This is a genomic window from Spirillospora sp. NPDC048823, assembly GCF_043198445.1.
Taxonomy (GTDB): domain Bacteria; phylum Actinomycetota; class Actinomycetes; order Streptosporangiales; family Streptosporangiaceae; genus Spirillospora.
Map to the genome: position 1 here is coordinate 493,071 of NZ_JBICUT010000001.1, position 23,350 is coordinate 516,420.

24 protein-coding genes are annotated in these 23,350 nt (G+C 72.2%); 11 read left to right on the plus strand and 13 right to left on the minus strand.

Translation table 11 applies throughout. The features are described from left to right. Nucleotides 1–18: 18 nt before the first annotated feature. A complete protein-coding gene (locus ACGFK0_RS02075; RefSeq protein WP_392898730.1) occupies nt 19–1,356 on the minus strand; it encodes a carotenoid oxygenase family protein in 1,338 nt (445 codons plus the stop codon). Between the two features lie 7 nt (nt 1,357–1,363). Beyond that, nucleotides 1,364–1,990 (minus strand): TetR/AcrR family transcriptional regulator, encoded by a 627-nt coding sequence (locus tag ACGFK0_RS02080; protein WP_392898733.1) that lies wholly within the window; start codon nt 1,988–1,990, stop codon nt 1,364–1,366. Between the two features lie 245 nt (nt 1,991–2,235). On the opposite strand from ACGFK0_RS02080, the gene hpnC reads away from it, so the two are divergent. From hpnC to hpnH, 6 genes are read left to right on the plus strand one after another with little or no spacing between them, the layout of a single operon-like run. Then, nucleotides 2,236–3,102, plus strand: a complete 867-nt coding sequence (gene hpnC / locus ACGFK0_RS02085) for a squalene synthase HpnC (RefSeq protein ID WP_392898735.1) — start codon at nt 2,236–2,238, stop codon at nt 3,100–3,102. Then, nucleotides 3,102–4,019 (plus strand): presqualene diphosphate synthase HpnD, encoded by a 918-nt coding sequence (gene hpnD, locus ACGFK0_RS02090; RefSeq protein ID WP_392898738.1) that lies wholly within the window; start codon nt 3,102–3,104, stop codon nt 4,017–4,019. The genes hpnC and hpnD overlap by 1 nt, the downstream gene beginning before the upstream one ends. Further along, nucleotides 4,016–5,362: a hydroxysqualene dehydroxylase HpnE gene (gene hpnE / locus ACGFK0_RS02095; RefSeq protein ID WP_392898741.1), complete on the plus strand. Its 1,347-nt coding sequence runs from the start codon at nt 4,016–4,018 to the stop codon at nt 5,360–5,362. Before hpnD ends, hpnE begins: the two co-directional genes overlap by 4 nt. Continuing rightward, nucleotides 5,359–6,369, plus strand: coding sequence for a polyprenyl synthetase family protein (locus ACGFK0_RS02100; protein ID WP_392898743.1), 1,011 nt, complete (start codon nt 5,359–5,361; stop codon nt 6,367–6,369). The genes hpnE and ACGFK0_RS02100 overlap by 4 nt, the downstream gene beginning before the upstream one ends. Continuing rightward, nucleotides 6,369–8,267: a squalene--hopene cyclase gene (shc, locus tag ACGFK0_RS02105; protein ID WP_392898746.1), complete on the plus strand. Its 1,899-nt coding sequence runs from the start codon at nt 6,369–6,371 to the stop codon at nt 8,265–8,267. Before ACGFK0_RS02100 ends, shc begins: the two co-directional genes overlap by 1 nt. Nucleotides 8,268–8,270: 3 nt before the next feature. Next, on the plus strand, nt 8,271–9,275 hold the full coding sequence (hpnH, locus tag ACGFK0_RS02110) for an adenosyl-hopene transferase HpnH (protein ID WP_392898750.1): 1,005 nt from the start codon (nt 8,271–8,273) through the stop codon (nt 9,273–9,275). Between the two features lie 16 nt (nt 9,276–9,291). On the opposite strand, the gene ACGFK0_RS02115 is transcribed toward hpnH, so the two are convergent. Then, nucleotides 9,292–11,283 (minus strand): phosphatase PAP2 family protein, encoded by a 1,992-nt coding sequence (locus ACGFK0_RS02115; RefSeq protein WP_392898753.1) that lies wholly within the window; start codon nt 11,281–11,283, stop codon nt 9,292–9,294. A gap of 195 nt (nt 11,284–11,478) precedes the next feature. Between ACGFK0_RS02115 and ACGFK0_RS02120 the strand changes: the two genes are divergently transcribed. Next, on the plus strand, nt 11,479–12,171 hold the full coding sequence (locus ACGFK0_RS02120; protein ID WP_392898756.1) for a PadR family transcriptional regulator: 693 nt from the start codon (nt 11,479–11,481) through the stop codon (nt 12,169–12,171). A 2-nt stretch (nt 12,172–12,173) separates the two neighbouring features. Continuing rightward, nucleotides 12,174–12,677, plus strand: a complete 504-nt coding sequence (locus ACGFK0_RS02125) for a DUF1707 domain-containing protein (protein ID WP_392898758.1) — start codon at nt 12,174–12,176, stop codon at nt 12,675–12,677. 83 nt (nt 12,678–12,760) lie between these two features. Here the strand turns inward: ACGFK0_RS02125 and ACGFK0_RS02130 are convergent, their stop codons facing one another. After that, entirely contained in the window at nt 12,761–13,687 is a 927-nt protein-coding gene (locus ACGFK0_RS02130; protein ID WP_392898761.1) for a LysR family transcriptional regulator, read from the minus strand. A 73-nt stretch (nt 13,688–13,760) separates the two neighbouring features. Here ACGFK0_RS02130 and ACGFK0_RS02135 point away from each other — a divergent pair, with 73 nt between their 5' ends. Further along, entirely contained in the window at nt 13,761–13,940 is a 180-nt protein-coding gene (locus ACGFK0_RS02135) for a hypothetical protein (protein WP_392898764.1), read from the plus strand. A 44-nt stretch (nt 13,941–13,984) separates the two neighbouring features. Here ACGFK0_RS02135 and eda read toward each other — a convergent pair whose 3' ends face one another. From eda to edd, 3 genes are all read right to left on the minus strand, one after another. Next, nucleotides 13,985–14,614: a bifunctional 4-hydroxy-2-oxoglutarate aldolase/2-dehydro-3-deoxy-phosphogluconate aldolase gene (gene eda, locus ACGFK0_RS02140; protein ID WP_392898767.1), complete on the minus strand. Its 630-nt coding sequence runs from the start codon at nt 14,612–14,614 to the stop codon at nt 13,985–13,987. Continuing rightward, nucleotides 14,611–15,603, minus strand: a complete 993-nt coding sequence (gene glk / locus ACGFK0_RS02145) for a glucokinase (protein WP_392898770.1) — start codon at nt 15,601–15,603, stop codon at nt 14,611–14,613. The genes eda and glk overlap by 4 nt, the downstream gene beginning before the upstream one ends. A 104-nt stretch (nt 15,604–15,707) precedes the next feature. After that, complete coding sequence (gene edd, locus ACGFK0_RS02150; RefSeq protein WP_392898774.1) at nt 15,708–17,519, minus strand: phosphogluconate dehydratase; 1,812 nt, start codon at nt 17,517–17,519, stop codon at nt 15,708–15,710. Between the two features lie 148 nt (nt 17,520–17,667). Here edd and ACGFK0_RS02155 point away from each other — a divergent pair, with 148 nt between their 5' ends. Further along, nucleotides 17,668–18,786: an ROK family protein gene (locus ACGFK0_RS02155; RefSeq protein ID WP_392898777.1), complete on the plus strand. Its 1,119-nt coding sequence runs from the start codon at nt 17,668–17,670 to the stop codon at nt 18,784–18,786. A 9-nt stretch (nt 18,787–18,795) separates the two neighbouring features. On the opposite strand, the gene ACGFK0_RS02160 is transcribed toward ACGFK0_RS02155, so the two are convergent. Then, nucleotides 18,796–20,172 (minus strand): hypothetical protein, encoded by a 1,377-nt coding sequence (locus ACGFK0_RS02160; RefSeq protein WP_392898780.1) that lies wholly within the window; start codon nt 20,170–20,172, stop codon nt 18,796–18,798. 176 nt (nt 20,173–20,348) lie between these two features. Next, nucleotides 20,349–21,005, minus strand: coding sequence for a hypothetical protein (locus ACGFK0_RS02165; protein ID WP_392898782.1), 657 nt, complete (start codon nt 21,003–21,005; stop codon nt 20,349–20,351). 67 nt (nt 21,006–21,072) lie between these two features. On the opposite strand from ACGFK0_RS02165, the gene ACGFK0_RS02170 reads away from it, so the two are divergent. Continuing rightward, nucleotides 21,073–21,663 carry a TetR/AcrR family transcriptional regulator gene (locus ACGFK0_RS02170; RefSeq protein ID WP_392898786.1) on the plus strand — a complete coding sequence of 197 codons (591 nt, stop codon included), beginning with the start codon at nt 21,073–21,075 and terminating at the stop codon, nt 21,661–21,663. Nucleotides 21,664–21,814: 151 nt separating this feature from the next. Here ACGFK0_RS02170 and ACGFK0_RS02175 read toward each other — a convergent pair whose 3' ends face one another. Genes ACGFK0_RS02175 through ACGFK0_RS02190 form a run of 4 tightly spaced genes read right to left on the minus strand, consistent with a single transcriptional unit; the run spans nt 21,815 to nt 23,281 of the window. Then, the gene (locus ACGFK0_RS02175; protein ID WP_392898789.1) at nt 21,815–22,003 is read right to left on the minus strand and encodes a DUF397 domain-containing protein; all 189 of its coding nucleotides are present in this window, start codon (nt 22,001–22,003) and stop codon (nt 21,815–21,817) included. A gap of 32 nt (nt 22,004–22,035) precedes the next feature. Then, entirely contained in the window at nt 22,036–22,239 is a 204-nt protein-coding gene (locus ACGFK0_RS02180; RefSeq protein WP_392898791.1) for a DUF397 domain-containing protein, read from the minus strand. Nucleotides 22,240–22,277: 38 nt separating this feature from the next. Beyond that, entirely contained in the window at nt 22,278–22,472 is a 195-nt protein-coding gene (locus tag ACGFK0_RS02185) for a DUF397 domain-containing protein (RefSeq protein WP_392898794.1), read from the minus strand. Next, complete coding sequence (locus tag ACGFK0_RS02190; protein ID WP_392898797.1) at nt 22,469–23,281, minus strand: helix-turn-helix transcriptional regulator; 813 nt, start codon at nt 23,279–23,281, stop codon at nt 22,469–22,471. The genes ACGFK0_RS02185 and ACGFK0_RS02190 overlap by 4 nt, the downstream gene beginning before the upstream one ends. Nucleotides 23,282–23,350 lie beyond the last annotated feature (69 nt).

Consider the following 23,350-nt stretch of genomic DNA (forward strand, 5'->3'; position numbering starts at 1 on the left):
CCCCGGCCACCGGGCGGCTCAGGACGGGTCGGGCGCCCAGGAGCCGTGGAAGCCCAGCGGCACGCGGACCGGCAGGTGGACGGTCGCGACGGGTTCGCCGGTGAAGTCCTGGGAGGCGATGATGACGAGGTCGGTGGCCTGCCTGACCGGGTCGAACGCCAGGGCCATCAGGTAGCCGTCGTCCTCGGCGGAGTCGGGCGCGGACGGCACGAACACGGCCTCGCCCACGCCGGAGCCGGCGGGGAACAGGCGCGTCTCGGACGATCCGCCCTGGTAGTCGTGCTTCATCAGGCCCTCACCGGCCTGGTTCTGGACGGCGGCCTCGGCGGTGACGGTGTAGCCGTACCGGTGCCGCCGCGTGCTGAGCCGCTCGTCCACGCGCGGGAACTCCTGCGGGCGGTCGTCGACGGTCTCCTGGACGACCTTCCCGGCGGCGGGGTCGATCGTCCAGCGGTCCAGGGTCGGGGGCGGGTTGCCCTCCAGCCGTCCGCCGTGCAGGAAGCTCGGGAAGCGGGCCAGGTCCACGACGACCTGGTCGCCGTCGTCGTAGGCGTTGAGGGTGTGGAAGACCCAGCACGGCGGGATGTCGATCCAGCGGACGTCGCCGGCGCCGCCGTCGCGCGGCATCACGCCGACGCGGGCGGGGTGGGCGTCGTTCCAGGCGTACGGGAGGCGCACCTCCGCCTCGGCCATCTCCATGGAGAACGTGATGGGCAGGTCGTAGACGATGACGTACTTCTGCGTCAGCGCGAAGTCGTGCACCATCGGGCCGTCCGCGACGGGGATCTCCACCGACCGGACGATCTCGCCGGACGCGCTCAGGACGGTGTACTCCAGGTGCTCCCAGCCGAAGAAGTACCCGATGGCGTGCAGTTCGCCGGTCTCCGGGTCGTTCTTCGTGTGGGCCGTGTAGCCGCCCTTGAGGGTGCCGCCGAAATCGCACGGGCCAAGGGTGCGGAGTTCGTCGTCGAGCCGGTACGGCCTGGCGCCCGCCTCGACGAGGGCGAGGGTGTCGCCGTTGTGGGCGATGACGTGGGTGTTGGGGGCGAAGTCGAAGTTCTCGACGACCGGTCCGGCGGGCCACGGCTCGCCGAGCCGCTCGGCGACCTTCTCGGAGCGGACCCAGCGGTTGCGGTACCACTCGGCGCGGCCGTCGCGGAGGCGGATGCCGTGCACCATGCCGTCGCCGAGGAACCAGTGGTAGGACGAGTCGTCCTCGACCCCGATCGGGTTGGGGCCGATGCGCAGGTAGCGGCCGCGCAGGCCGGACGGGATGCGTCCGGTGACGGGCAGGTCGTGGGCGGTGACCTCCTCGGTGACGGGTGCGAGGAGCCCTTGCAGGTAGGGGTTGGTCATGGTGGCCTCACTTCCGGGGGGTGACGAAGAAGCCGGACGACACGCCGCGCATGAGGGTGTCGAGGATCGTGTCCGCGTCGGGCAGGTGGCCGTCGAGTTCGAGGCTGACGAAGCCGTGGATGCCGGCCCAGAAGGAGGCGGCGACGTGCCGCGGGTCGGCGTCGATCAGGAGGCCGGCGGCGGCGCAGGCGGCGACGGCCTCCTCCAGGATGGCGAACGTGGACAGCGCCGTGTCCAGGGCCTTCTCGCCCGGCTGGAACCCGGGGAGCGGCTCGCCGAACATCAGGCCGTAGTAGTTGCGTTCGGCGAGCGCGCCGGCCCGGTAGGCGAGGCCCAGTTCCCGCAGGGTGACGCGCGGGTCGGGGTCGTGCGGGACGGCGGCGAGGCGCCGGCGGAACCGCTCGAAGCCCTCGATGTACAGCGCCTCGGTGAGCCCGGCCTTGCCGCCGAACATGCGGTACAGGACGGTGGTGGAGCAGCCGGCCTCGGCGGCGATCCGGCGCAGCGCGAGGGCCTGCGGGCCCTCGGCGGCCAGCAGCCGGCTCGCGGCGTCCAGCAGCGTGGTGCGAATCGCCTCGTCGCCCTGCCGCTGGGCCAGCTCGAACGCGCTCGGAGCCGCGGTGCCCGGCGTCATGGACCACCCTCTCGATAACAACGTTTTCTTGACGTAACACTGTTATTGCACGGCGGACGTAAGAAGGTCAACCCTCGGGGCGCCGGCGCCTCGGGAACCGTTCGGCGCCCGGGTCTTCCGAGGCGGGCCCGTACCAGCCGGGTGCGGCCAGGAGCGGCAAGCTCGCCCCTCATGGTCGGGAAGCTGACCAAGTCCATACCCGGGCCGGGGTTTTTCCGGTGCCGGTCCTGCCGATCACCATGAAGGTGATCATTGAATCGCGCTGGAGCGCCGACGAGCACGATCGCGCACTGGACCGGCTCGCCGCCCGGGAGAACTTCCCGGTCGCGGCACGGCTGCTGCCCGGCCGGCACCGCGCCGCGCTGAAGGCCGTCTACGGCTTCGCGCGGCTCGTCGACGACATCGGCGACGAGGCGCCGCCGGAGCAGCGCGCCAAGCTCCTCGGCCTCGTGGACGACGACCTCGACCGCGTGTTCGCCGGACGGACGCCGTCCCTGCCGCAGTTACGGAGGCTGGCCGGGACGGTGCACGCCAACCGGCTCCCGGCGGAGCCGTTCCGCGACCTGGTCCGGGCGAACCGCCAGGACCAGGTCGTCCACAGGTACGAGACGTTCACGGAGGTCACGGAGTACTGCGCGTTGTCGGCCGCCCCGGTGGGACGCATCGTCCTGCACCTTTTCCGCGCCCACCGGCCCGCCCTCGTGGCGGCGTCCGACGACGTGTGCACCGCGCTGCAGCTCATCGAGCACTGCCAGGACGCCGGGGAGGACTACCGGAACGGGCGGATCTACCTGCCCGGCGAGGACCTGCGCCGGTTCGGCTGCGCCGAGGACGACCTGGCCCGGCCGGTGACGCCGACGCGGCTGCGGGGCGTCCTGGCGCTGGAGGCGGGCCGGGCCGCCGATCTCCTGGACCGGGGGGCCGCGCCGCTGATGGCGGGCCTGACGGGGTGGGCGCGGTTCGCCGTGGCGGGCTACGTGGCCGGAGGCCGCGCGGCGCTGGCGGCTCTGGCGCGCGGCCGCTACGACGTGCTCGCGCATCCGCCGCGTCCGCGACGGGCCGGTGTCCTGGCCCGGTGGGCGCGCGCGGCCGGTAAGGGGGGAACGAAGTGATGACGGTTTCGGAGACTTGTGAGCGTTCCGAACGGGTTCTTGAGGCGTATCGGCACTGCGAGCGGGTGGTGCGTGAGGAGGCCCGCAACTTCTCCTACGGGATCCGGCTGATGCCCGTCCCGAAGCGGCGGGCGATGAGCGCGGTCTACGCGTTCGCGCGCGGCATCGACGACGTCGGCGACGGCCCGGAGCCGGCGTGCGTGCGGCTCGACCTGCTCGACCGGTCGCGGCAGCGGCTGGCGATCGTGCAGGACGTGCTGCGGCGGCGCGCCGACGTCGCCGCGCTGGAGGGGCATCCGGTGCTGACCGCGCTCGCGGACGCGGCGGGCCGCTACCCGATCCCGCTGGACGCGTTCGACGAGCTGATCGACGGCTGCGAGGCCGACGTGCGGGGCGCCGACTACGCCACGTTCGACGACCTGCTGCGCTACTGCCAGCGGGTCGCGGGGACGGTCGGGCGGCTGTCGCTCGGGGTGTTCGGCTCGGACGGGCGGCAGCGGGCCGAGGGACTCGCCGACTCGCTCGGCGTCGCGCTGCAGCTCACCAACATCCTGCGGGACCTCCGCGAGGACCGGATGGCCGGGCGGATCTACATCCCCGCCGAGGACCTGGAGCGGTTCGGCTGCACTCTGGAGCTGGACGAGTCCGGCATGTTCGTCGACCCGCCGTGGCGGCTGAACGAGCTGGTCGGCTTCCAGGCGGAGCGGGCGCGGGCCTGGTACGCCGAGGGGCTGCGGCTGCTGCCGCTGCTGGACCGGCGCAGCGCCGCCTGCACGGCGGCGATGGCGGGCATCTACCGGCGGCTGCTGGAGAACATCGCGGCGCGCCCGTCCGTCGCGCTGAACTCACGGCTCTCGCTGCCGACATGGCAGAAGGCCGTCGTGGCGGCGCGCGCGCTGTCGGGGGTGGAGCGGTGAGCGTCGTGATCGTGGGCGGCGGGCTCGCGGGCATCAGCGCCGCGATCGCGCTGCAGGAGTCGGGGGTGCCGGTCACGCTCGTGGAGTCCCGGCCCTGGCTGGGCGGCGCCACGCATTCGTTCCTGCGGGGCGAGATGTGCGTCGACAACGGGCAGCACGTCTTCCTGCGGTGCTGCACGGCGTATCAGGGGCTGCTGCGCAGGCTGCGCGCCGACCACCTGGTGGAGATGCAGGACCGGTTCGACGTCCCCGTCCTGCTGCCCGGCAGCGAGGCGGCGCGGCTGCGGCGGTCGAACCTGCCCAGCCCGCTGCATCTGCTGCCCGCGCTGGCGGGGTACTCGCCGCTGTCGGCCGCCGACCGGGTCCGGGCCGTCCGCGCGTCGATCGGGCTGCAGCGGCTCGATCCCGCCGACCCGGCGCTCGACGCCGTCTCCGCGGGGGCGTGGCTGGCCGAGCACGGGCAGCGGCCGTGGGCCCGGCAGGCGCTGTGGGGGCTGTTCATCACGTCCGCGCTGAACGCCGAGGTGGACGACGCGGCGCTCGGCCTGTCGGCGATGGTGTGCCGCCGCGCCCTGTTCGGACGCGCCGACGCCGCCGACATCGGGCTGCCGCGCGTCCCGCTGGAGGAGCTGCACGGCGGCCCGGCGCTGCGCCGGATCGCGGAGATGGGCGGGACCGTCCGCCTCAAGGCGAAGGTCGAGGCGGTCACCACCGACCCGAAGGTCGTCGTGGACGGCGTCCCCGTCGCCGCCGACGCCGTGATCATGGCGGTGCCGCACGACGCGGCGGCGCGGCTGCTGCCCGCCCAGGCGCTGCCCGACCCGCTGCGCTGGCCCGAGCTGGACGCCAGCCCGATCGTGAACGTGCACGTCGTCTACGACCGGAAGGTCATGGACGAGCCGTTCGCCGCCGCCGTCGGCTCGCCCGTCCAGTGGGTGTTCGACCGGACGGAGGTGAGCGGGCTGAGGACGGGGCGGTACCGCCGCGGCCAGTACCTCGCGGTCTCGCTGTCGGCCGCCGACCGCTGGGTCGACATGCCGACCGCCGAGCTGCGCGCCCGGTTCGTCCCGGAGCTGCGGCGGCTGCTGCCCGCCGCGCGGGAGGCCGCCGTCGTGGACCTGTTCGTCACGCGGGAGCGGCGGGCGACGTTCCGGCAGCGTCCCGGCAGCGCGAGCGCCCGCCCCGGCGCCGCGACACGGGCACCGGGCCTGTTCCTGGCCGGCGCGTGGACCGACACGGGCTGGCCCGACACCATGGAGGGCGCAGTGCGCAGTGGCCTCACCGCCGCCCGCCTGGTCCGCCGCCACCTGGACGGCCACCTGGAGAGGGTGAGGAACCCATGACCGCTGTTCCGGTCTCGATGACCGATGTCCGTGAGCTCGTCGACGGCGCGCTGCGCGCCGCGGTCGGCCGGCTCGACCCGCGCACCTACCGTGTCGCGGCCTACCATCTCGGCTGGGCGGACAAGGAGGGCCATCCGCGCAAGGCGCCGGCGGGCAAGGCGCTCCGCCCGGCGCTGGCGCTGCTGTCGGCCCGCGCCGCCGTGGCCCCGCCGGAGAGCGCGCTGCCGGGCGCGGTCGCGGTCGAGCTGACCCACGCGTTCTCGCTCCTGCACGACGACATCATGGACGGCGACCGGATGCGCCGGCACCGGCCCGCCGCGTGGACGGTGTTCGGGGAGGCGTCGGCGATCCTGGCCGGTGACGCGCTCCTCGCCCTCGCCGGCGAGGTCCTGCTGGAGGCGCCCGGCCAGGGCTCCGCGCGGGCGGCGCGCGCACTGTCGGCCGCCACGCGCCGCCTCATCGCCGGCCAGGCGCTCGACATGGACTTCGAGACCCACAGGCGGATCGGCCTGGACGAGTGCCTGACGATGGCGTCCGACAAGACCGCGGCCCTGCTGGCGTGCTCATGCTCGATCGGCGCCGTCCTGGACGGGGCGCCCGAGCCCCTCTGCGACGCGCTGGAGGAGTTCGGCGCCGACCTCGGGATCGCGTTCCAGCTCGCCGACGACCTGCTCGGCATCTGGGGCGACCCGGAGTCCACCGGCAAGCCGGCGCTGTCGGACCTGCGGTCCCGCAAGATGTCGCTGCCGGTCGTGGCGGCGCTGAACGCCGACGCGCCGGAGGCGGCGCGGCTCGCCGAGCTGTACGCCCGGCCCGGCCTGTCCGAGGACGACCTGGCCGAGGCCGCCGCGCTGGTGGAGGCGGCCGGTGGACGCGCCTGGGCCGAGATGGAGGCGGAGAGCCGCATCCAGCGCGCCGCCGAGCATCTGGTCACGGCCCGGCTGCCCGAACCCGTCCGCGCCGACTTCCTGCACATCGCCGACTTCGTCACCGGGCGGGACCACTGATGACGGCGACGCGATCACCGGAGACCCTGCGGACACCGGAGGCGGGGCCGGCCCGGACGGCCGCCGAGGCCCTGGAGGCGGCCCGCGAGCATCTGCTGCTCCTCCAGTCGCCGGAGGGGTGGTGGAAGGGCGAGCTGCAGACCAACGTGACGATGGACGCCGAGGACCTGCTGCTGCGCGAGTTCCTCGGCATCCGCACCGGCGGCGACACCTGCGAGACCGCCCGCTGGATCCGGTCGCAGCAGGCCGCGGACGGAACCTGGGCGAACTTCCACGACGGCCCGCCCGACCTGTCCACGACCGTCGAGGCGTACGTGGCGCTGCGGCTCGCCGGCGATGAGCCCGACGCCGGCCACATGATCCGCGCCGCCGCGTACATCCGCAGCGAGGGCGGCGTCCCCGCGACCCGCGTGTTCACGCGGTTCTGGCTGGCGATGTTCGGCCGGTGGCCCTGGGACGAACTGCCGGCGCTTCCGCCGGAGATGATGTTCCTGCCGCGCTGGTTCCCGCTGAACGTGTACGACTGGGCGTGCTGGGCGCGGCAGACGATCGTCCCGCTGACGGTCGTGGGCGCGCTGCGTCCGGTCCGGCCGCTGCCGTTCGGGCTGGACGAGCTGACCCCCGGCTACGACGTCCCGCGGCGCGGGAGGCGGACCCTGCCCGGCTGGGACGAGGTGTTCGAGACGCTCGACAAGGCCCTGCACGTGTACGAGCGGCGGCCCGTGAAGGCGCTGCGGAGGGCCGCGCTGCGCCGCGCCGGCGAGTGGATCGTCGCGCGGCAGGAGCGGGACGGGTCGTGGGGCGGGATCCAGCCGCCCTGGGTGTACTCGCTGATCGCCTTGAACCTTCTCGGCTACGGCCTCGACCACCCCGTCATGCAACGGGGCCTGGACGGGCTCGAGCGGTTCACGATCCGCGACGAGCGGGGGCGGCGGCTCGAGGCGTGCCAGTCCCCCGTCTGGGACACCGTCCTCGCCATGAACGCGCTCGCCGACGCCGGCCTGCCGTCCGGGCACCCGGCGCTGGAGCGGGCCGCCGGCTGGGTGATCGGCGAGGAGGTGAAGGGGCCCGGCGACTGGTCGGTGCGGCGGCCCGGGCTGCCCCCGGGCGGCTGGGCGTTCGAGTTCGACAACGACTGCTATCCCGACGTCGACGACACCGCCGAGGCGGTCATCGCGCTGAACCGCGTCCGGCATCCGCGGGCCGAGCCGGCGATCGAGCGGGGCGTCCGCTGGATGGCCGGAATGGTGTCCCGGGACGGCGGGTTCGGCGCGTTCGACGCCGACAACACCCGCGCGCTGTGCCGCCGGCTGCCGTTCTGCGACTTCGGCGAAGTCATCGACCCGCCGTCCGCCGACGTCACCGCGCACGTCGTGGAGGCGATGGCGCACCGCGACATGGCCGACTCGCTCCTGGTCAAACGGGCCGTGGTGTGGCTGCTGAAGGCGCAGGAACCGGACGGGTCCTGGTTCGGCCGGTGGGGCGCCAACCACGTGTACGGGACGGGCGCCGTCGTGCCCGCGCTGATCGCGGCGGGCGTCCGGCCGGGCAAGGCGGTGATCCGGGACGCGGTGGGCTGGCTGGAACGCCACCAGCGCGACGACGGCGGCTGGGGCGAGGACCTGCGCTCCTACCGCGACCGGTCGTGGGTCGGGCACGGCGTCTCGACGCCGTCGCAGACCGCGTGGGCGCTGATCGCGCTCCTCGCCGCCGGTGAGCGCGGCCCGGCCGTCGAGCGCGGCGTCCGGTGGCTGGCCGAGCACCAGCGCCCCGACGGGACGTGGGACGAGGACCACTTCACCGGCACCGGCTTCCCCGGCGACTTCTACATCAACTACCACCTGTACCGCCTGGTGTTCCCGCTGTCGGCGCTCGGCCGGTACCTGAAGGGTGTGTGAGACATGGCGATGCCACTGCGCCAGAGCCTGCGGGTCGGCGGGTACGTGCTGCGCAACAAGCTGGCGGGACGGTCGAAGTTCCCGCTGCTGGTCGAGCTGGAACCGCTGTACGCGTGCAACCTGGCGTGCGCGGGCTGCGGGAAGATCCAGCATCCGGCGGACGTGCTGAAGCAGCGGATGCCGGTCGAGCAGGCCGTCGCGGCGATCCGCGAGTGCGGCGCGCCGATGGTGTCGATCGCGGGCGGCGAGCCGCTGATGCATCCGCGGATCGGGGAGATGGTCGCCGAGCTGGTCAGGATGAAGCGGTACGTGTTCCTGTGCACGAACGCGGCGCTCATCCCGAAGAAGATCGACCTGTTCGAGCCGTCCCGCCACTTCGCATGGGCCGTGCACATCGACGGGCTGCGCGAGCGGCACGACGCGTCCGTCTGCAAGGACGGCGTGTTCGACCAGGCGGTCGACGCGGTCAGGATGTGCAAGGAGCGCGGGTTCCGGGTCACGACGAACACGACCGTGTTCAACACCGACACGCCGCAGACCGTCATCGACGTCCTCGACTACCTCAACGACGACCTGCGCGTCGACCAGATGATGATCTCGCCCGCGTACGCCTACGAGAAGGCGCCCGACCAGGACCACTTCCTCGGCGTCCAGGAGACCCGGAACCTGTTCCGGAAGGCGTTCGCGGACGGCCGCCGCAAACGCTGGCGGTTCAACCACTCGCCGCTGTTCCTCGACTTCCTCGAAGGGAAGACCGACTTCCGGTGCACGGCGTGGGCGATCCCGTCGTACTCCCTGAAGGGCTGGCAGCGGCCCTGCTACCTGATGGACGACGGCTACGTCGACACCTACCGGGAGCTCGTCGAGACGACCGACTGGGACGCCTACGGGCGGGGACGCGACGACCGGTGCGCGAACTGCATGGCGCACTGCGGCTACGAACCCACCGCCGTGTTCGCGACGATGGGGTCGCTGAAGGAGTCCGTGCGCGCGATGCGCAGCATCTGATCCGCAGCCGTGTGACTCACGCGGGCCCGTCGCGCAGTTCCCCGATCACGGCGTGGACGGCCGCCATCATCGCGTCGGCGTCGTCGGTGAGCCCCGGGTCGAGGGAGAGGCCGAAGCACAGTTCGCCGTCGACGCCGAGCCCGGCGATCGCGAACGGCGCGCCGGGGGCGAGCGGCACGATCGGGTACACGGCGGTGAGGGGCGCGCCGGCCAGGCGCAGCGGCTTGTCGGGGCCCGGGAGGCTCGACACCGTCCCCTGGAGGAACCGGCCGCTGTAGGACATCCGGGCGAAGCGGGCGTGCAGCGGCACCGGCATCAGCCGTCCCGCCTGCCCCATGACGAACCAGGCGGCCTGCGCCCGGGTACCGGACCGCAGCACGCGGCCGCGCTTGGCGATCACGGCGAGCCGTTCGGTCTCGGACATCTCGCCGACCGGCAGGTCCACCATGACGGCGGTGGTGTGGTTGCCGACCATGGCGCTGCCCGGCGGCCGCATCATCAGCGGCACCGCGACGCGGCACGTGCCGGGCCGCCCCGGTCCGAGCGACGGGTCCTCGCCGACGACCCGGTTGAGGGCGCCCGCGACCGCGCTCAGGACGACGTCGGTGACGCGGGCTCCGTGGCGGCGGCCGACGTCGCGCACCTCGGCCAGCGGGAGGTGCATGGTGGCGAACCGGCGTTCGGACGTCCCCGCGGCGGGCAGCCGCTCCGGGCGGGTGACGGCGGTGGCGAGCTGGCCGAGCCCGATGACGGTCGCGAGCGCCTTGCGGAACGGCCTGCGCGGCGGTGGCGGGACGGGCTCGGGCGGCGGCTCCATCAGGTACACCGCCTGCGCCACGATGCCGACGCCGTCGGCGACCACATGGTGCATCAGGTACACGACGGCGGTGCGGCCGGGCTCGGCGCCCTTCAGCACGACCATCCGCCACGGCGGCCGGTCAAGCGGCAGGGCCTCGGACTGGATCTCGGCGACGGCGGCGCGCAGCCCGGCCATGCCGTCGACGCGCCGCTCGGTGACGTGCCATTCCCAGTCGACCGGGTCGTGGTCGCGCCAGACGGGGCGGCGCCAGCGGCCCCGCCGGACGAGCCGCTGCCGGAACCGGGGCAGCCCGTCCAGCCGCCTGCCGATCTCCCGGACGAGGTCGGCGCGGCCGACGTCGCGCGCCGAGGTGTCCAGCATGATGACGCCGCCGGCCTGCTGGGGGGCGGCGGGCGTCTCCACGGCCATGAAGAACGCGTCCGGTCCCTCGACCTTCGGGGGCGGGGGGCGGGAGATGCGCTCGGCGACGTACACGGGTATGGCCACGAACGGGACGGCGGCGACGGCGTCCAGCAGGAAATGGTTCGCGGTGGCCATGATGACGTAGAGGGTCACCAGGATGTGCACGACGTTGAGCAGCTGCACCCAGCGTTTCGCGTTCACGCGGGCGAGTTCGACGCCGACCCACATCGTCCAGGCCATGTGCAGCGACGGCACCGCCGCCAGCTGGTCGGCGTGCTCGACCAGCGGTGATCCCCACGATCCCCACGTGCCGCCGAGGAAGACGGTGTCGATGTACCCGAGTCCGGGCATGAGCCGCGGCGGCATGACGGGATACAGCACGAAACACGCGAGGCCGGCGAGGTTCATCAGGATGAACGCGTTGCGGGCCGTCCGGTAGCGCTCGGGGTGGCGCGCGAACAGCCAGAACAGCAGGGCGAGCGCGCTGGCGACGTAGGTGATCGCGTACTCGTAGTTCGCCAGCACCCGCACGATGCCCTGGTCGGCGAGCCATCGGTTGAGGGACAGCTCGATGTCGATGTGCAGGGCCTTTTCGAGGTTGTAGACGGCCTCGCCATGCCCGCGCGCCGACCCGATCCTGGCCTGCTGGGGGAGGCTCGCCACGAAGACGTACACGCCGAACAGCGCCAGCCCGAGCAGCAGTTCCCTGCGGACGCTCAGCCGCCGGCTCGCCGCGCCCGCCGTGAGCACCGTGTCCGGCACGGTCACCGCTTCCTGAGTGCCCATCGTCCTCCCCTTACGCCTGTTACCCAGGAATCCCGCGATCAGAACGGCGGTGACCGGATGCGGGGACGTGCCCCGGATCGCCGCGCGGGGACCGCGATGTTCTCCCGGGAACGATCTGGCGCAACCGTACGTCTACGATATATCGTTGGCGTATCGCGAGAGATCAAAGAGTGGTCTCAGAAGGTGGTGTAGAACATGGGACACCGGCATGCACACGGCGGCCCCTGGGGACGCGGCGACTTCCCGAACCTCGGCTGGCTGTTCGGCGGCGGCCCCGGTCCCGGACCGTGGGGCCCGCCCGGCGGCTTCGGCCCCGGACCGCGTCCCCCGTGGGCGCGCGGGCGCGGCGGGCCGTGGGCCCGGGGACCCAAGGCGCGCAAGGGGAACGTCCGCGCGGCGATCCTCGTCCTGCTCGCCGAGGAGCCGCGCAACGGCTACCAGATCATCCAGGAGATCAACGAGCGCAGCGGCGGCGCGTGGAAGCCGAGCCCCGGCGCGGTGTACCCGGCGCTGCAGCAACTCGCGGACGAGGGCCTGATCGAGGGCGAGGAGGCCGGCGGGCGCCGGTCCTTCCACCTCACCGGCGAAGGCCGCGCCTACGTCGAGGAGAACGCCGACCGGCTGGCCGAACCGTGGGAGGAGATGACGCCCGAGTACGGCGAGGGCGTCCCCGAGCTGTTCAAGCAGGCCGCGCAGACCGGGGCCGCGGTGATGCAGATCGTCCACTCCGGGTCGCCGGAGCAGGTCGCGCAGGCCAAGGACGTCCTGTCGGACACGCGGCGCAACCTCTACCGCATCCTGGCCGACGACATCGACGGCACGGACGACACCGACGACGACACCGGCGACGACACCGGCGACGCGGGCCCGACGGCCGGGCAGGAGTGACCATGGCACGGGACGAAATGCGCATCGGCGACGCCGAACGGGACGCGGTCATGGTCGCCCTGCACGACCACTTCGCGGCGGGACGGCTCGACCGCGGCGAACTGGACGAGCGCATGGACGCCGTGCTGTCCGCCAAGACACGCGGCGACCTGCGTCCCCTCGTCCGCGACCTGCCCGCCCCGACCGGCCTCCCGGAACCGGACGGGCAGGCACCGGAGGCCGTCCCGTGGGGGCCGGGTGCGGCGGTGATGTTCGGCGGCCCGATGAATCCCGCGTGGCGGCATCACGCTCGGCGCATGGGCCACGGCCACGACCGGCACATGGCGCGGGGCCGTCACCGGCACGGGCCGTTCCCGGCGTTCCCGCTGCTGCTCGGGGTGTTCCTCGTGCTGGCGTTCACGGCCGGGCCGGGTGCGGGGCTCTTCGCGGTCCTGCAGATCGCGCTGGCCGTCTGGGTCGTCCGCGCGGTCCTGCTGGCCTTCCGCACACACCACTCCCGCACCTGAACCACGTTCACCTGCGACGTGTCGCCCTCGTCCGGCCGCCCATAAGGGCGACACGCGGCAGGCCGGCGTCGCGGCAGCGTAGCTCAGGCCGCCATCGGGGTGCAGCGGTCGGGGACGGCGTCGTGGAGTGCGCGCAGGCCGCGGGCGATCAGCGGGTTGCCGCGGCTGCCGCGCCGCACGCAGGTCAGCAGGCGCCGTCTCGGGACGGCGTCGCCGGTCAGCGGGACCCGGACCACCGGCTGGTCGGCGGGCCCGCCCGCCAGCCGGGGGACGAGCGACACGCCGAGCCCGTGCGCGACGAGCGCCCAGATCACCGACCAGTTGGTGGCGTGGTGCGCGAACCGGGGCGTGAACCCGGCGGCGCCGCAGTACGCCAGCACCTGCTGGTGGTGGGCGCAGACCTCGGGCTCGACGCTGATCCACGTCTCGTCCGCCGCGTCGTCCAGCCGGACGCCGGTCCGGCGCGCGAGCGGATGCCCGGCCGGGACGATGAGGTCATAGGACTCCTCCAGCAGCGGCTCGCGGTCGAAGCGAGGGTCGCCGGGAGGCGGCGCCTCCGGGGTCGGCTCGATGACCGCGATGTCGGTCTCCCCGGCGGCGAGGAGGCCCACGGCCACGTCGGTGTCGCATTCGCGGATCTCGATCGCGAGGTCCGGGTCGGCGCGCAGGAGGGCCCCGGCGGCAGGGGCGACGAGCCCGCCGACGGCCGTGGTGAAGCCGCACATGCGCAGCGGCCCGGCCGCCCCGGCGCGGTGCGACTCCAGGTCGGCGAGGGTCTCCTCCCACTTGGCGAGCAGGCCGTCGGCGTGCTCGATCAGCAGGTACGCGGCCGTGGTCAGCTTCACCTTGCGGCCCTGCGGCTCCAGCAGCGGCACCTTCAGTTCCCGCGCCAGCTCCCGCAGGTGGTGGGAGACCGCCGACGGGGTGAGGTGCATCGCCTCCGCCGCGGCCGTGACCGTCCCGTACTGGTGGACGAGCCGGAGCATGTGCAACCGCCGCAGATCAATCATGTAACCATCTTGCACGATTCCATGCGGAAACCTGAAATAGACGGCAACGTTCGGCCGGCCGCAGACTGGTGCCATGACTCAGCGGAACACGACACTCTCCCGGCATCTCACCAGTGACGGCGTCGTCGTCTGGACGCGCTGCGCCTGCGGGCGGCTCCGGATGGACCTCGTCCCGTACGCGGGCGGCACGCCCCTCACGGCGGGCCCGTGCCCGCACTGCGCGACGGGCCCCGCCCGCGGCGCTCAGTCCTGATCGACGGTGATCCCGTGGTGGAGCGTCCGGAAGCGCTTCAGCCGTCAAGCGCCGGCGCGCAGGGCCGCCGCTTCCGAGGCGAGCTTGCGGATGCGGTCCCAGTCGCCGGCGCGGACGACGTTCGCCGGGGTCAGCCAGGACCCGCCGACGCAGCCGACGTTGCCGAGCGCGAGGTAGTCGGCGGCGTTCCTCGGGCTGACCCCGCCGGTCGGGCAGAACCGGACCTGCGGCAGCGGCCCGCCGAGCGCCTTCAGGAAGGCCGCGCCGCCCGCCGCCTCGGCGGGGAAGAACTTCATCGCGCGGACCCCGTCCTCCAGGAGCGCCATGGCCTCGGACGCGGTGGCGACGCCCGGCAGGAACGGCAGGCCGGTCGCCGCCATCGCGGCCCGGAGGCGGGGCGTGCAGCCGGGGCTGACCAGGAAGCGCGCCCCGGCGGCCGCGGACCGCTCGGCGTCCTCGGGGCGGACGACCGTTCCCGCGCCGACCACCACGTCCGGGACCTCGGCGGCGATCCGCTCGATCGCCTCCAGCGCGGCGGGCGTGCGGAGCGTCACCTCGATCGCGGGGAGTCCGCCCTCGACGAGTGCGCGGGCCATCGGGACGGCCGCGCCGGCATCGTCCAGCACGACGACGGGAATCACGGGCGCGAGGTCGAACAGGTCTTCGGCGATCATGCAAGCTCCAGGGAGTCCGGGTCGGGCAGGCTCTGCGCGATCCGCATGGCGGCGCCGACCAGGGCCGGGCCGGGGTGAACGATGAGCGCGGTCGGAATGCCGCGCAGGTAGTCCTCGACGGGGGGCTTCCCCTCGAAGCGGGCACGGAACGCACTGTCGCGCAGCACGTCCGCGATGCGGGGCAGGATGCCTCCGCCGAGGTAGACGCCGCCCCGGGTGCCGAGCGTCAGGGCGACGTTCCCGGCGAGCGACCCGAGCAGCGCGCAGAACATCCGCAGCGCCTCGCCGCAGACCGGGTCGTCCCGCCGCTCGGAGATCTGCCGGGCGGTGAGCGGCTCGGCCGCCGCGCCGTCGATCGCCGCGAGGTACCGGTAAATGCGGGCCAGGCCGCCCCCGGACAGCAGGAGCTCGGCGGTGGCGGAACCGCACTCGGCGCGCAGCAGCCGCGCGACCTCGATCTCCCGGTCCGTCGCCGCCGGGACGTCGACCTGGCCGCCCTCACCCGGCAGCGGCACCCACCCGGACGGCGTGGGAACGAGGCCCGCCACGCCCAGGCCCGTCCCCGGGCCGACCACCGCGAGGGTCCCGCCGGCGGGCGGGCGGTTCCCGCCGATGGGGATCAGGTCGTCCTCGCGCAGGCGCGGGAGCGCGAGGGCGAGGGCCTCGAAGTCGTTGATGACGTCCAGGCGGGGCAGGCCGAGATGGGCGCGGACCTCCTCGGGGGTGCCCTTCGGCCAGCCCGCGTTGGTCAGGTGGAACGTCCCGCCCGTGACGGGCCCCGCCACCGCCAGGCACGCGGCCGACGGCCGGACGTCCGGGGCGTGCCGGCCGAGGTAGGCGGCCGCCGCCTCGGCGAGCCCGGCGTGGTCGCGGGTGGGCAGGCAGTGGACGCGGTACGGGTCGCCGTCCGGGCCGTCCACCAGCGCGAACCGGGCGTTCGTGCCGCCCACGTCGGCGACCAGCCACGCCCCCCGGTTCGCTTCGCTCATACCTGCGTCCTGTGAGGGGGCGACCCCCCACACCCCCCGGTTCGCTTCGCTCATACCTGCGTCCTGTGAGGGGGCGACCCCCCACACCCCCCGGTTCGCTTCGCTCATGTGAGGACTCCGGCGCCTCGCTCCGCCGGGCCCACCGCGTGCCGGAACGCCTGGAACAGCTCCCGTCCGGTGCCCCACGTCTGCTCGGCGTTCCCGGCCGCGGGTTCGCGGGCGGCGAACTCCTCGTCCGGGACGAGGACCTCCAGCATGCCCGCGTCCGCGTCGAGCCGGACGATGTCGCCGTCGCGGACGCGGGCGAGCGGCCCGCCCGCCGCAGCCTCCGGCGACACGTGGATCGCGGCGGGCACCGCCCCAGAGGCGCCCGACATGCGTCCATCGGTGACCAGCGCGACGCGGTGTCCCCGGTCCTGCAGGACCGACAGCGGCGGGGTGAGCCGGTGCAGCTCCGGCATCCCGTTGGCGCGCGGCCCCTGGTTGCGGACGACCGCCACCACGTCCCGGTCGAGTTCCCCGGCGGCGAACGCCTCCTGGAGCCGCTCCTGCGAGTCGAACACGCGGGCGGGCGCCTCGATCGTGCGGTGCTCGGGCCTGACGGCGGACACCTTGATGACGGCCCGGCCCAGGTTGCCGCGCACGGTGTGCAGGCCGCCGTGCGCGTCGAACGGCTCGGCCACGGGACGCAGGACGTTCGTGTCGCCGGATTCCGCGACGGTCTCCCGCCACTCGGCCTCGCCGCCGGCGAACTCCGGGACGCGCCGGTAGTCGGCGAGCGTGTCGCCGCCGACCGTCCTGGCGTCCTCGTGGAGCAGCCCGGAGTCGATCAGCTCGCCGATGAGGAACGCGGTGCCGCCGGCCGCGTGGAAGTGGTTCACATCGGCGGACCCGTTCGGGTAGAGGCGGGTGAGCAGCGGCGTGGCCTTGGACAGCTCGTCGAAGTCGTCCCAGGTCAGCTCGATGCCCGCCGCCGCGGCCATCGCGACAAGGTGCAGCGTGTGGTTCGTGGACCCGCCCGTCGCCAGCAGCGCGACGATGCCGTTCACGAACGCGCGCTCGTCCAGCAGCTCGCCGATGGGCGTGTAGTGGTCGCCCAGGTCGGTCAGCTGCAGGACGCGCCGTCCCGCCGCCTCGGTCAGGGCGTCCCTCAGTTTCGTGCCCGGCGGGACGAAGCTGGCCCCCGGCAGGTGCAGGCCCATGACCTCCATGAGCAGCTGGTTGGAGTTCGCCGTCCCGTAGAAGGTGCACGTGCCGGGCGAGTGGTAGGACGCGGCCTCCGCGGCGAGCAGCTCCTCGCGCCCGGCCTCCCCCGCCGCGTACCGCTTGCGGACCTTCGCCTTCTCGCCGTTCGGCAGCCCGGACGCCATCGGCCCGGCAGGCACCAGGATCACCGGCAGATGCCCGAACGACAGCGCCCCGATCACCAGCCCCGGGACGATCTTGTCGCAGACACCGAGCAGCAGCGCGCCGTCGAACATGTCGTGGGACAGCGCCACCGCCGTCGCCATCGCCACCACGTCCCGGCTGAACAGCGACAGCTCCATGCCGGCGCGTCCCTGCGTGATGCCGTCGCACATCGCGGGCACTCCCCCGGCGAACTGCGCCGTCCCGCCCGCCGACCGGATCGCGCCCTTGAGCAGGTCCGGATAGTCCTTGAGCGGCTGGTGCGCCGACAGCATGTCGTTGTACGCGGAGACGATCGCGATGTTGGGCGTGACGTCGCCCCTGAGCCACAGCTTGTCCTGGACGCCGCAGGCCGCGAAGCCGTGCGCCAGGTTCGCGCAGCCCATGCCGCCGCGCACCGGACCCTCCGACCGCGCGTCCCGGATCCGCCGCACGTACGCGCCGCGCCGGTCGGCACTCCGCTCGGCGACACGCCGGGTCACTTCCGACAAGACGGGATGCACAGCCATAGGACGTCTCCAGAGCAGGGGTTATCCAGATCATCAAGCTACCGAGACATACGTAACCAACACAACCGAACTTATGAACTTTCTCTTACTAAAGTCCGTAGCTTCCACTAACTGGACGTACCGAACATTGCCGTGCTTGACTGGCCGGATGCCGCGCCCCGTCAGCCGCCCCTCCACCCGTGGCGACATGCTGCGCCTGATCCGTGAGGACGGCGTCGCCACCCGCACCGAACTGGGCCGCATCACCGGGCTGTCCCGTCCCGCGGTGGCCACCCGCGTCGCCGACCTCATCGCCCGCGGCCTCGTCGTCGAACGCGCCGACGGCCCGTCCACCGGCGGACGCCCCCCGGCCCGCCTCGGGTTCAACGCCGCCGGCGGGACCGTCCTCGTCGCGAACCTCGGCCAGTCCCGCGGCCAGCTCGCCGTCTGCGACCTCGCCGGGTCGATCATCGCCCGCGCCGACGGCCCCCCGGCCGAGGCGTCCCCCGGCAGGACGCTCCCCCGCCTCCTCGACCATTGGGCGTCCCTGCTCGCGTCGTCCGGCATCGACGCCGCCACCGTCCGCGGCGTCGGCCTCGGCGTCCCCGACGCCGTCGAACACGTCGCCGGACGCTGGGACGCCGTCGAGATCGGCCCCCCGATCTCCGACCGGTTCGGCGTCCCCGCCTACCTCGACAACGAGGTCAACGCAGCCGCCCTCGGCGAGCACCAGGCCCACCCGGGCGTCGACGACCTCCTGTTCGTCAAGGTCTCCACCGGCATCGGCGCCGGGCTCATCGCCGGCGGCCGCATCCAGCGCGGAGCGCTCGGCGCCGCCGGCGAGATCGGCCACGTCCCCGTCCCGTCCGCCGTGGACGCCCCCTGCCGCTGCGGCAACGTCAACTGCGTCGAGGCCATCGCCGGCGGCACCGCCCTCCTCGCCCGCTCCGGCGCGGCCGACCTTTCCGGCCTCGCCGCCCTCGCCCGCTCCGGCGACCCCGCCACCGTCGCCCTCCTCCGCGACGCCGGGCGCCGCATCGGCGAGGTCGTCGCCACCGCCGTCAACCTCCTCAACCCCGCCGTCGTCGTCCTCGGCGGCGACCTCGTCGGCGCCGACGAACCCCTGATCGCCGGCCTGCGCGAGGTCGTCTACCAGCGCTCCACCGCCCTCGCCACCCACACCCTGCGCATCGAACCCAGCCGCCTGGGCGAGACCGCCGGCCTCACCGGCTGCGCCGCGATGGTCCTCGACCGCATCCTGGCCCCCGAAACCATCGACGCGACCTGACCGGGAGGGTCACCCCTCCTCGTTCTTGAAAACCTTCCGTTCCTTCGACCTGCCGGGAAAGACGACCAGCAGATGCCGCTCCGCGGGCATCTCCGGCGAGACCGCTTCAGGCTCGTCCCGGCCCCGCACGTACACCCGGAGCCGATACCGTCCCGGGCCCGCGACGGTGACGACCGGCATTCCCATCGGCCCCCACACCGACCCGACCGTCGACCGTCCGTCCGGACTCTCGAAGCCGACTTCGGCGACCCGGTCCCAGCCCTTGAGCGCGAGCGGCGGCGCCTTCCGATAGGCCCGGACGGTCAGGCAGAAGTCTCCCTGTGTACCCGTGGTCACCGTGGCGGAGCCGCCCGCCGCGTCGACCAGTCCGTCCCTGGGAGCGGTGGCGCCTCCGGACCCGACGAAATAGCTGCTGCTCTCGCCACCCGAGGCGACCTCACTGGCCTCCGTGACCGGTTCGGGCCCCCTCGGCTCAGTCCGCTTGCAATACGCTCTGACCCTCGCCTGCTCACGCTCATACTCCGCCGTGAGCGCCGCCCGCCTACGTTCCTGCTCCCGCAACCGCATCGCAGCCGTTCGCGGACACAGGTACGCCATTTCCCTAAGGGACGGCCAGTGAACTCCACGCCGCCCCAGATCCGCAGGCGGCAACGGATACTCCCCACGGCAAGCACGCCGTCCCTGATGGAGCAGAACCGCATCGGACAACGGATCCTCCGGAGCCGGATACCTCCTCAACAGGTGCCTTTCGGGATAGCCGCGCACCGAACATATGTAGGCCAGCCTCCTCTCACGCTCCGAGAGCCGCTTCATCGCCTGCACCAACGCCCCGGGGTCCTGTGGAAGGGCGGGCCGCACCTTGTCGCAGTCGTCCGGGCTCGCCATCACCACCCGTGGCGGCCCCTGGTCGCCCGCAATGCCGAGCACCATCCCCATCACCAGGGCCCCGGAGACCACGCGGACCGCACGCACACCCGGCCGGTAAACCGACGCCAGGATCAAGGCCACGAGTACCAAGTGCCACGTCCACCACGCGATATGCCAGCCGGGGAAGCGCGGCAGCCACAGATCCACGCACGTCCGCCCCCACCGCGCCACGTCGTACCCGAACAACACCGGCTGGACGAGGGCCACCGGCCCAAGAATCGCGACGAGCGTCCACCCCACCGCACGCCGCCTGGTCACCAGCCATACGAGGAACGCCGGAACAACGACCAGGTATGGCCTGCCGCTCAGCTGCGCATACCCCGGAACGCTCGAAACGTCCGTCTGATGAAGCCAGCCGCCACATTGATCAAGGGAAAATGCAATCCCTACGCCGTATCCCTTGGGCTTCACACCGAGCAGCGAGGCGACCAGGCCGGCAGCGGCCGGTACCACACTCACCGCGACCGCGGCCCCCCATAAACACGTCTGCGTCCGCCCACTCCATTGCGACATGATCAGGAACCATAGTGAATCAACCCAAGCGATGGGGTCGAAGAGCGACTGACCGCCTGCAAGGAACTGTCGGCCGAGAAAGGGAGACCGCCCGCGTGCGAGACACGGTCAGCGCGGCGCGCTCACCCCGATCGCCCTGTGCGACGGCGGCGCGCGACCACCGCCCACAGGAGCGGAGCCGTCCCGGCGACCAGAGCGAGGATCGCCACGGGCACCAGGAAGCCGAACCGGAGACTGATCGAGGCATACGCGTCCACACCGGGCCGGCCGTCCATGCGCATCACCACCACGGACCACGCGCCACCGGTCTTGTCCCACCTGATGGTGCGCGTACCGGTGCCTGACGAAGTCGCCACCCAGAACCGCTGCCGAGACGGCCGAGCGGCCTCGGACGCCCCCGGCAGCCGCCGGAAGACCGGCGCGAACGGGCTGAGGTCGGCCGACACGAACTCCTCGTGCGACACCCCGCGCAGATAGCTCTCGACCCGCTCCTTCGGCCCGATCCCCACGAACAGGGGCACGCCGGGATCGACCGGCCGGACCACGATCTCGACCTCGGCGACTTCACCGAGATCGGGCATGGGGTCCCCGGCACGGGCCGTCTCCGAACCCACCTCGACCTCGTCGGTCTTGAGTGCCACAGTGGACGTGGTGAAGCGCCGATCCGAAGTCCCGAACGCACCACCGGAGGCGGCCTGCACGCCGCCGGCCACGGCGAACCCGGAACCGGCGAGCAGAAGCGGGACCGCGATGAGGACGACGAGAAGGCCACGGCTCATGACGCATCCTTTTTAGTACGACTGTGCTATAAATCTCAACGTAACACAGCCGTGCTATAAAAGCCTCATGCCGAAGGTGGTGGATCCGGCCAGGCGCCGGCAGGACGTGGTCGCGGCCGTATGGCGAGTCATCCGGCGGGACGGCCTGGACCGGGCCTCGGTCCGCAACGTCGCCCGCGAGGCGGGCCTGTCGGCGGGATCACTGCGGCACTACTTCGCCACCCAGCCCGAGCTACTCGCGTTCACCCTCCGCACGATCATCGAGCGGATCGAGGAACGGATAGCCGCGACCGGGCCGGCGGACGGCGACCCCCGCGAACGCGCCGCCCGCGTCTTGGACGAACTCCTCCCGATGGACGCCGAACGAGCCGCCGAGAATCAGGTCTGGCTCGCCTTCACCGCCCGCGCGCTCGTCGATCCCGATCTGCGCGCCCTATGCGAAGAGGCCCACGACGCCCTGCGCTCAGGTTGCCGGGCCCTGGTCGAGTCCCTGGCCCCGGACACGGACACGGAACTCGCAACCGACCGCCTGCACGCCCTGGTAGACGGCCTGGCCGTCCACGCCGCCCTGCACCCCCGGACAACGACCCCGCCCCGAATGCGCGCCGCCCTGGCCGCCCACCTCGACGAGTTGCACACCCGAGGCACCACTTCCTGACCCGATCCCTCAAGGGCACCATCGGTGTCCGGCTCACCCGACAATCATGAACGGCCGGAACACCGCAACCGTCAGGTGCCGGGTATCCAGAGGTCAGCCCCGATACGGCGGAGACGCCCCCGCCGGGACCACTGCCTAGGTGAACCTGGAATCAGCGGTCGAACTCACCACGCCGTACGCGAGCGAGCAGCCGTCCGAACTCCCCAGGCACAACCCCGAGCCGAGGCCCACCCGGATCCTTGGAGTCACGCACCCCGATCAAACCGCCAAGCCGAGCCACCTCAACGCACGCGTTGTCATTGACACCGCCGCTGCGCGAACTCTTGCGCCAGTTGATCACAAGAACCTCCAGGTCAGCCGACTGATCAGCACTCAGGAAGCATCCTCGTCAAAGTTCAGTTCTCCACGCCTGATCCGTGCCAACAATCCACCGAAGTCGCGCGAACTGAGCGCGAGGCGGGGACCATTTGGGTCCTTGGAGTCCCTAACACCTATGTTTCCACCCAGGTCAGCGACCTCGACACACACATCGTCATTGCCGCTACCCGTGTAGGAACTCTTCCGCCACTTGATCATGGTAGACCCGGATCCCGTAAAGATCAGATACTCAGCCGTCAACGCCGCAGAGCGAACTCACCAAGCTTGATGCGAATGACCAGGTCAGAGAACTCCCGGGAGCCGAGGCCGAGACGTTCACCGTCCGGGTTCTTCGAGTCACGCACGCCGATGCGATCGCCCAGTTGAGCCACTTCAACACAAGCGTCGTCATTCATCCCGCCACTGTGTGAACTCTTCCGCCACGTGGTCACTCGTAGTCCCTCATCCCTTGCTCGATCAACTTGCGGGACGCGTCCTGACTAAGGGCAAACGCCCCAATCTGGTCAAACCGTACCCCGAGGGTGGTCACCTCGTCACCGGCCTCGATTAGACGTCCACCGATCTGGGCTCCCGCATATGCGACGCTGCGTGAACCGATCGTGAGGATTTGGAACGCCCCATCTTGCCCTGGATGCGCTCCCGCAGACCTGGGGATGATGCGAATGACCACACGTGGGTATCGGGAGAGTTCAAGTAGCCGCTCGTGCTGTCCGCGCATGACCTCCTCGTCCCCCACCCAAGACTCCAGCGCCTCCTGATCCAAGAGAATCCACACGTAGGGCGGCTTGGGTCTGTTGAGGATCTCCTGACGCTTTGTGCGCGCGTCGATCTCCTGCTTCAAGGCATCTTCACGGCCGGCGCAGACCAGCAAGGCGCGGATGTAATCCTCAGTCTGCACCAGAGCGGGCACGGTCTTCCCGTGGTACACCTTGATGATCTCCGCAGCATTTTCGTACTGAATGTACTGCTTGAACCAGTCGGGGTCGTGCCCAGTGCTCGCGTAGTGGTGGAGCCGCTGGAAGTGACCGCCGGTGTTCCACGCCTTGTCCAGGATGGCCATGTACTGGTCACCAGGGCGAAGGCGCCCCGCCTCCCAGTTGGAAACAGTGCCACGCGCCACCCGAACGATCTGAGCGGTCTGCGCGAGAGAAAGGCTCCGCTGAGTCCGATAAAACCACAGGTCAAAGGCCAGCCACGCCCATAGCGACGAGTTCGGGTCGATGGTCTCGCGAACACTCACGCTGACCTCCAGTGTATTTCATGGATTCCAATCCATCACAGGGTAAACAGCCGCCGTCGATCCTGTGAA

Excerpts from the sequence above, each read along its gene's own strand:
- ACGFK0_RS02075 (WP_392898730.1), bottom strand. The coding sequence starts at position 1,356 with ATGACCAACCCCTACCTGCAAGGGCTCCTCGCACCCGTCACCGAGGAG.
- ACGFK0_RS02080 (WP_392898733.1), bottom strand. The coding sequence starts at position 1,990 with ATGACGCCGGGCACCGCGGCTCCGAGCGCGTTCGAGCTGGCCCAGCGG.
- hpnD (WP_392898738.1), top strand. The coding sequence starts at position 3,102 with ATGACGGTTTCGGAGACTTGTGAGCGTTCCGAACGGGTTCTTGAGGCG.
- ACGFK0_RS02100 (WP_392898743.1), top strand. The coding sequence starts at position 5,359 with ATGACCGCTGTTCCGGTCTCGATGACCGATGTCCGTGAGCTCGTCGAC.
- shc (WP_392898746.1), top strand. The coding sequence starts at position 6,369 with ATGACGGCGACGCGATCACCGGAGACCCTGCGGACACCGGAGGCGGGG.
- hpnH (WP_392898750.1), top strand. The coding sequence starts at position 8,271 with ATGGCGATGCCACTGCGCCAGAGCCTGCGGGTCGGCGGGTACGTGCTG.
- ACGFK0_RS02115 (WP_392898753.1), bottom strand. The coding sequence starts at position 11,283 with ATGGGCACTCAGGAAGCGGTGACCGTGCCGGACACGGTGCTCACGGCG.
- ACGFK0_RS02120 (WP_392898756.1), top strand. The coding sequence starts at position 11,479 with ATGGGACACCGGCATGCACACGGCGGCCCCTGGGGACGCGGCGACTTC.
- ACGFK0_RS02125 (WP_392898758.1), top strand. The coding sequence starts at position 12,174 with ATGGCACGGGACGAAATGCGCATCGGCGACGCCGAACGGGACGCGGTC.
- ACGFK0_RS02130 (WP_392898761.1), bottom strand. The coding sequence starts at position 13,687 with ATGATTGATCTGCGGCGGTTGCACATGCTCCGGCTCGTCCACCAGTAC.
- ACGFK0_RS02135 (WP_392898764.1), top strand. The coding sequence starts at position 13,761 with ATGACTCAGCGGAACACGACACTCTCCCGGCATCTCACCAGTGACGGC.
- eda (WP_392898767.1), bottom strand. The coding sequence starts at position 14,614 with ATGATCGCCGAAGACCTGTTCGACCTCGCGCCCGTGATTCCCGTCGTC.
- glk (WP_392898770.1), bottom strand. The coding sequence starts at position 15,603 with ATGAGCGAAGCGAACCGGGGGGCGTGGCTGGTCGCCGACGTGGGCGGC.
- edd (WP_392898774.1), bottom strand. The coding sequence starts at position 17,519 with ATGGCTGTGCATCCCGTCTTGTCGGAAGTGACCCGGCGTGTCGCCGAG.
- ACGFK0_RS02155 (WP_392898777.1), top strand. The coding sequence starts at position 17,668 with ATGCCGCGCCCCGTCAGCCGCCCCTCCACCCGTGGCGACATGCTGCGC.
- ACGFK0_RS02165 (WP_392898782.1), bottom strand. The coding sequence starts at position 21,005 with ATGAGCCGTGGCCTTCTCGTCGTCCTCATCGCGGTCCCGCTTCTGCTC.
- ACGFK0_RS02170 (WP_392898786.1), top strand. The coding sequence starts at position 21,073 with ATGCCGAAGGTGGTGGATCCGGCCAGGCGCCGGCAGGACGTGGTCGCG.
- ACGFK0_RS02180 (WP_392898791.1), bottom strand. The coding sequence starts at position 22,239 with ATGATCAAGTGGCGGAAGAGTTCCTACACGGGTAGCGGCAATGACGAT.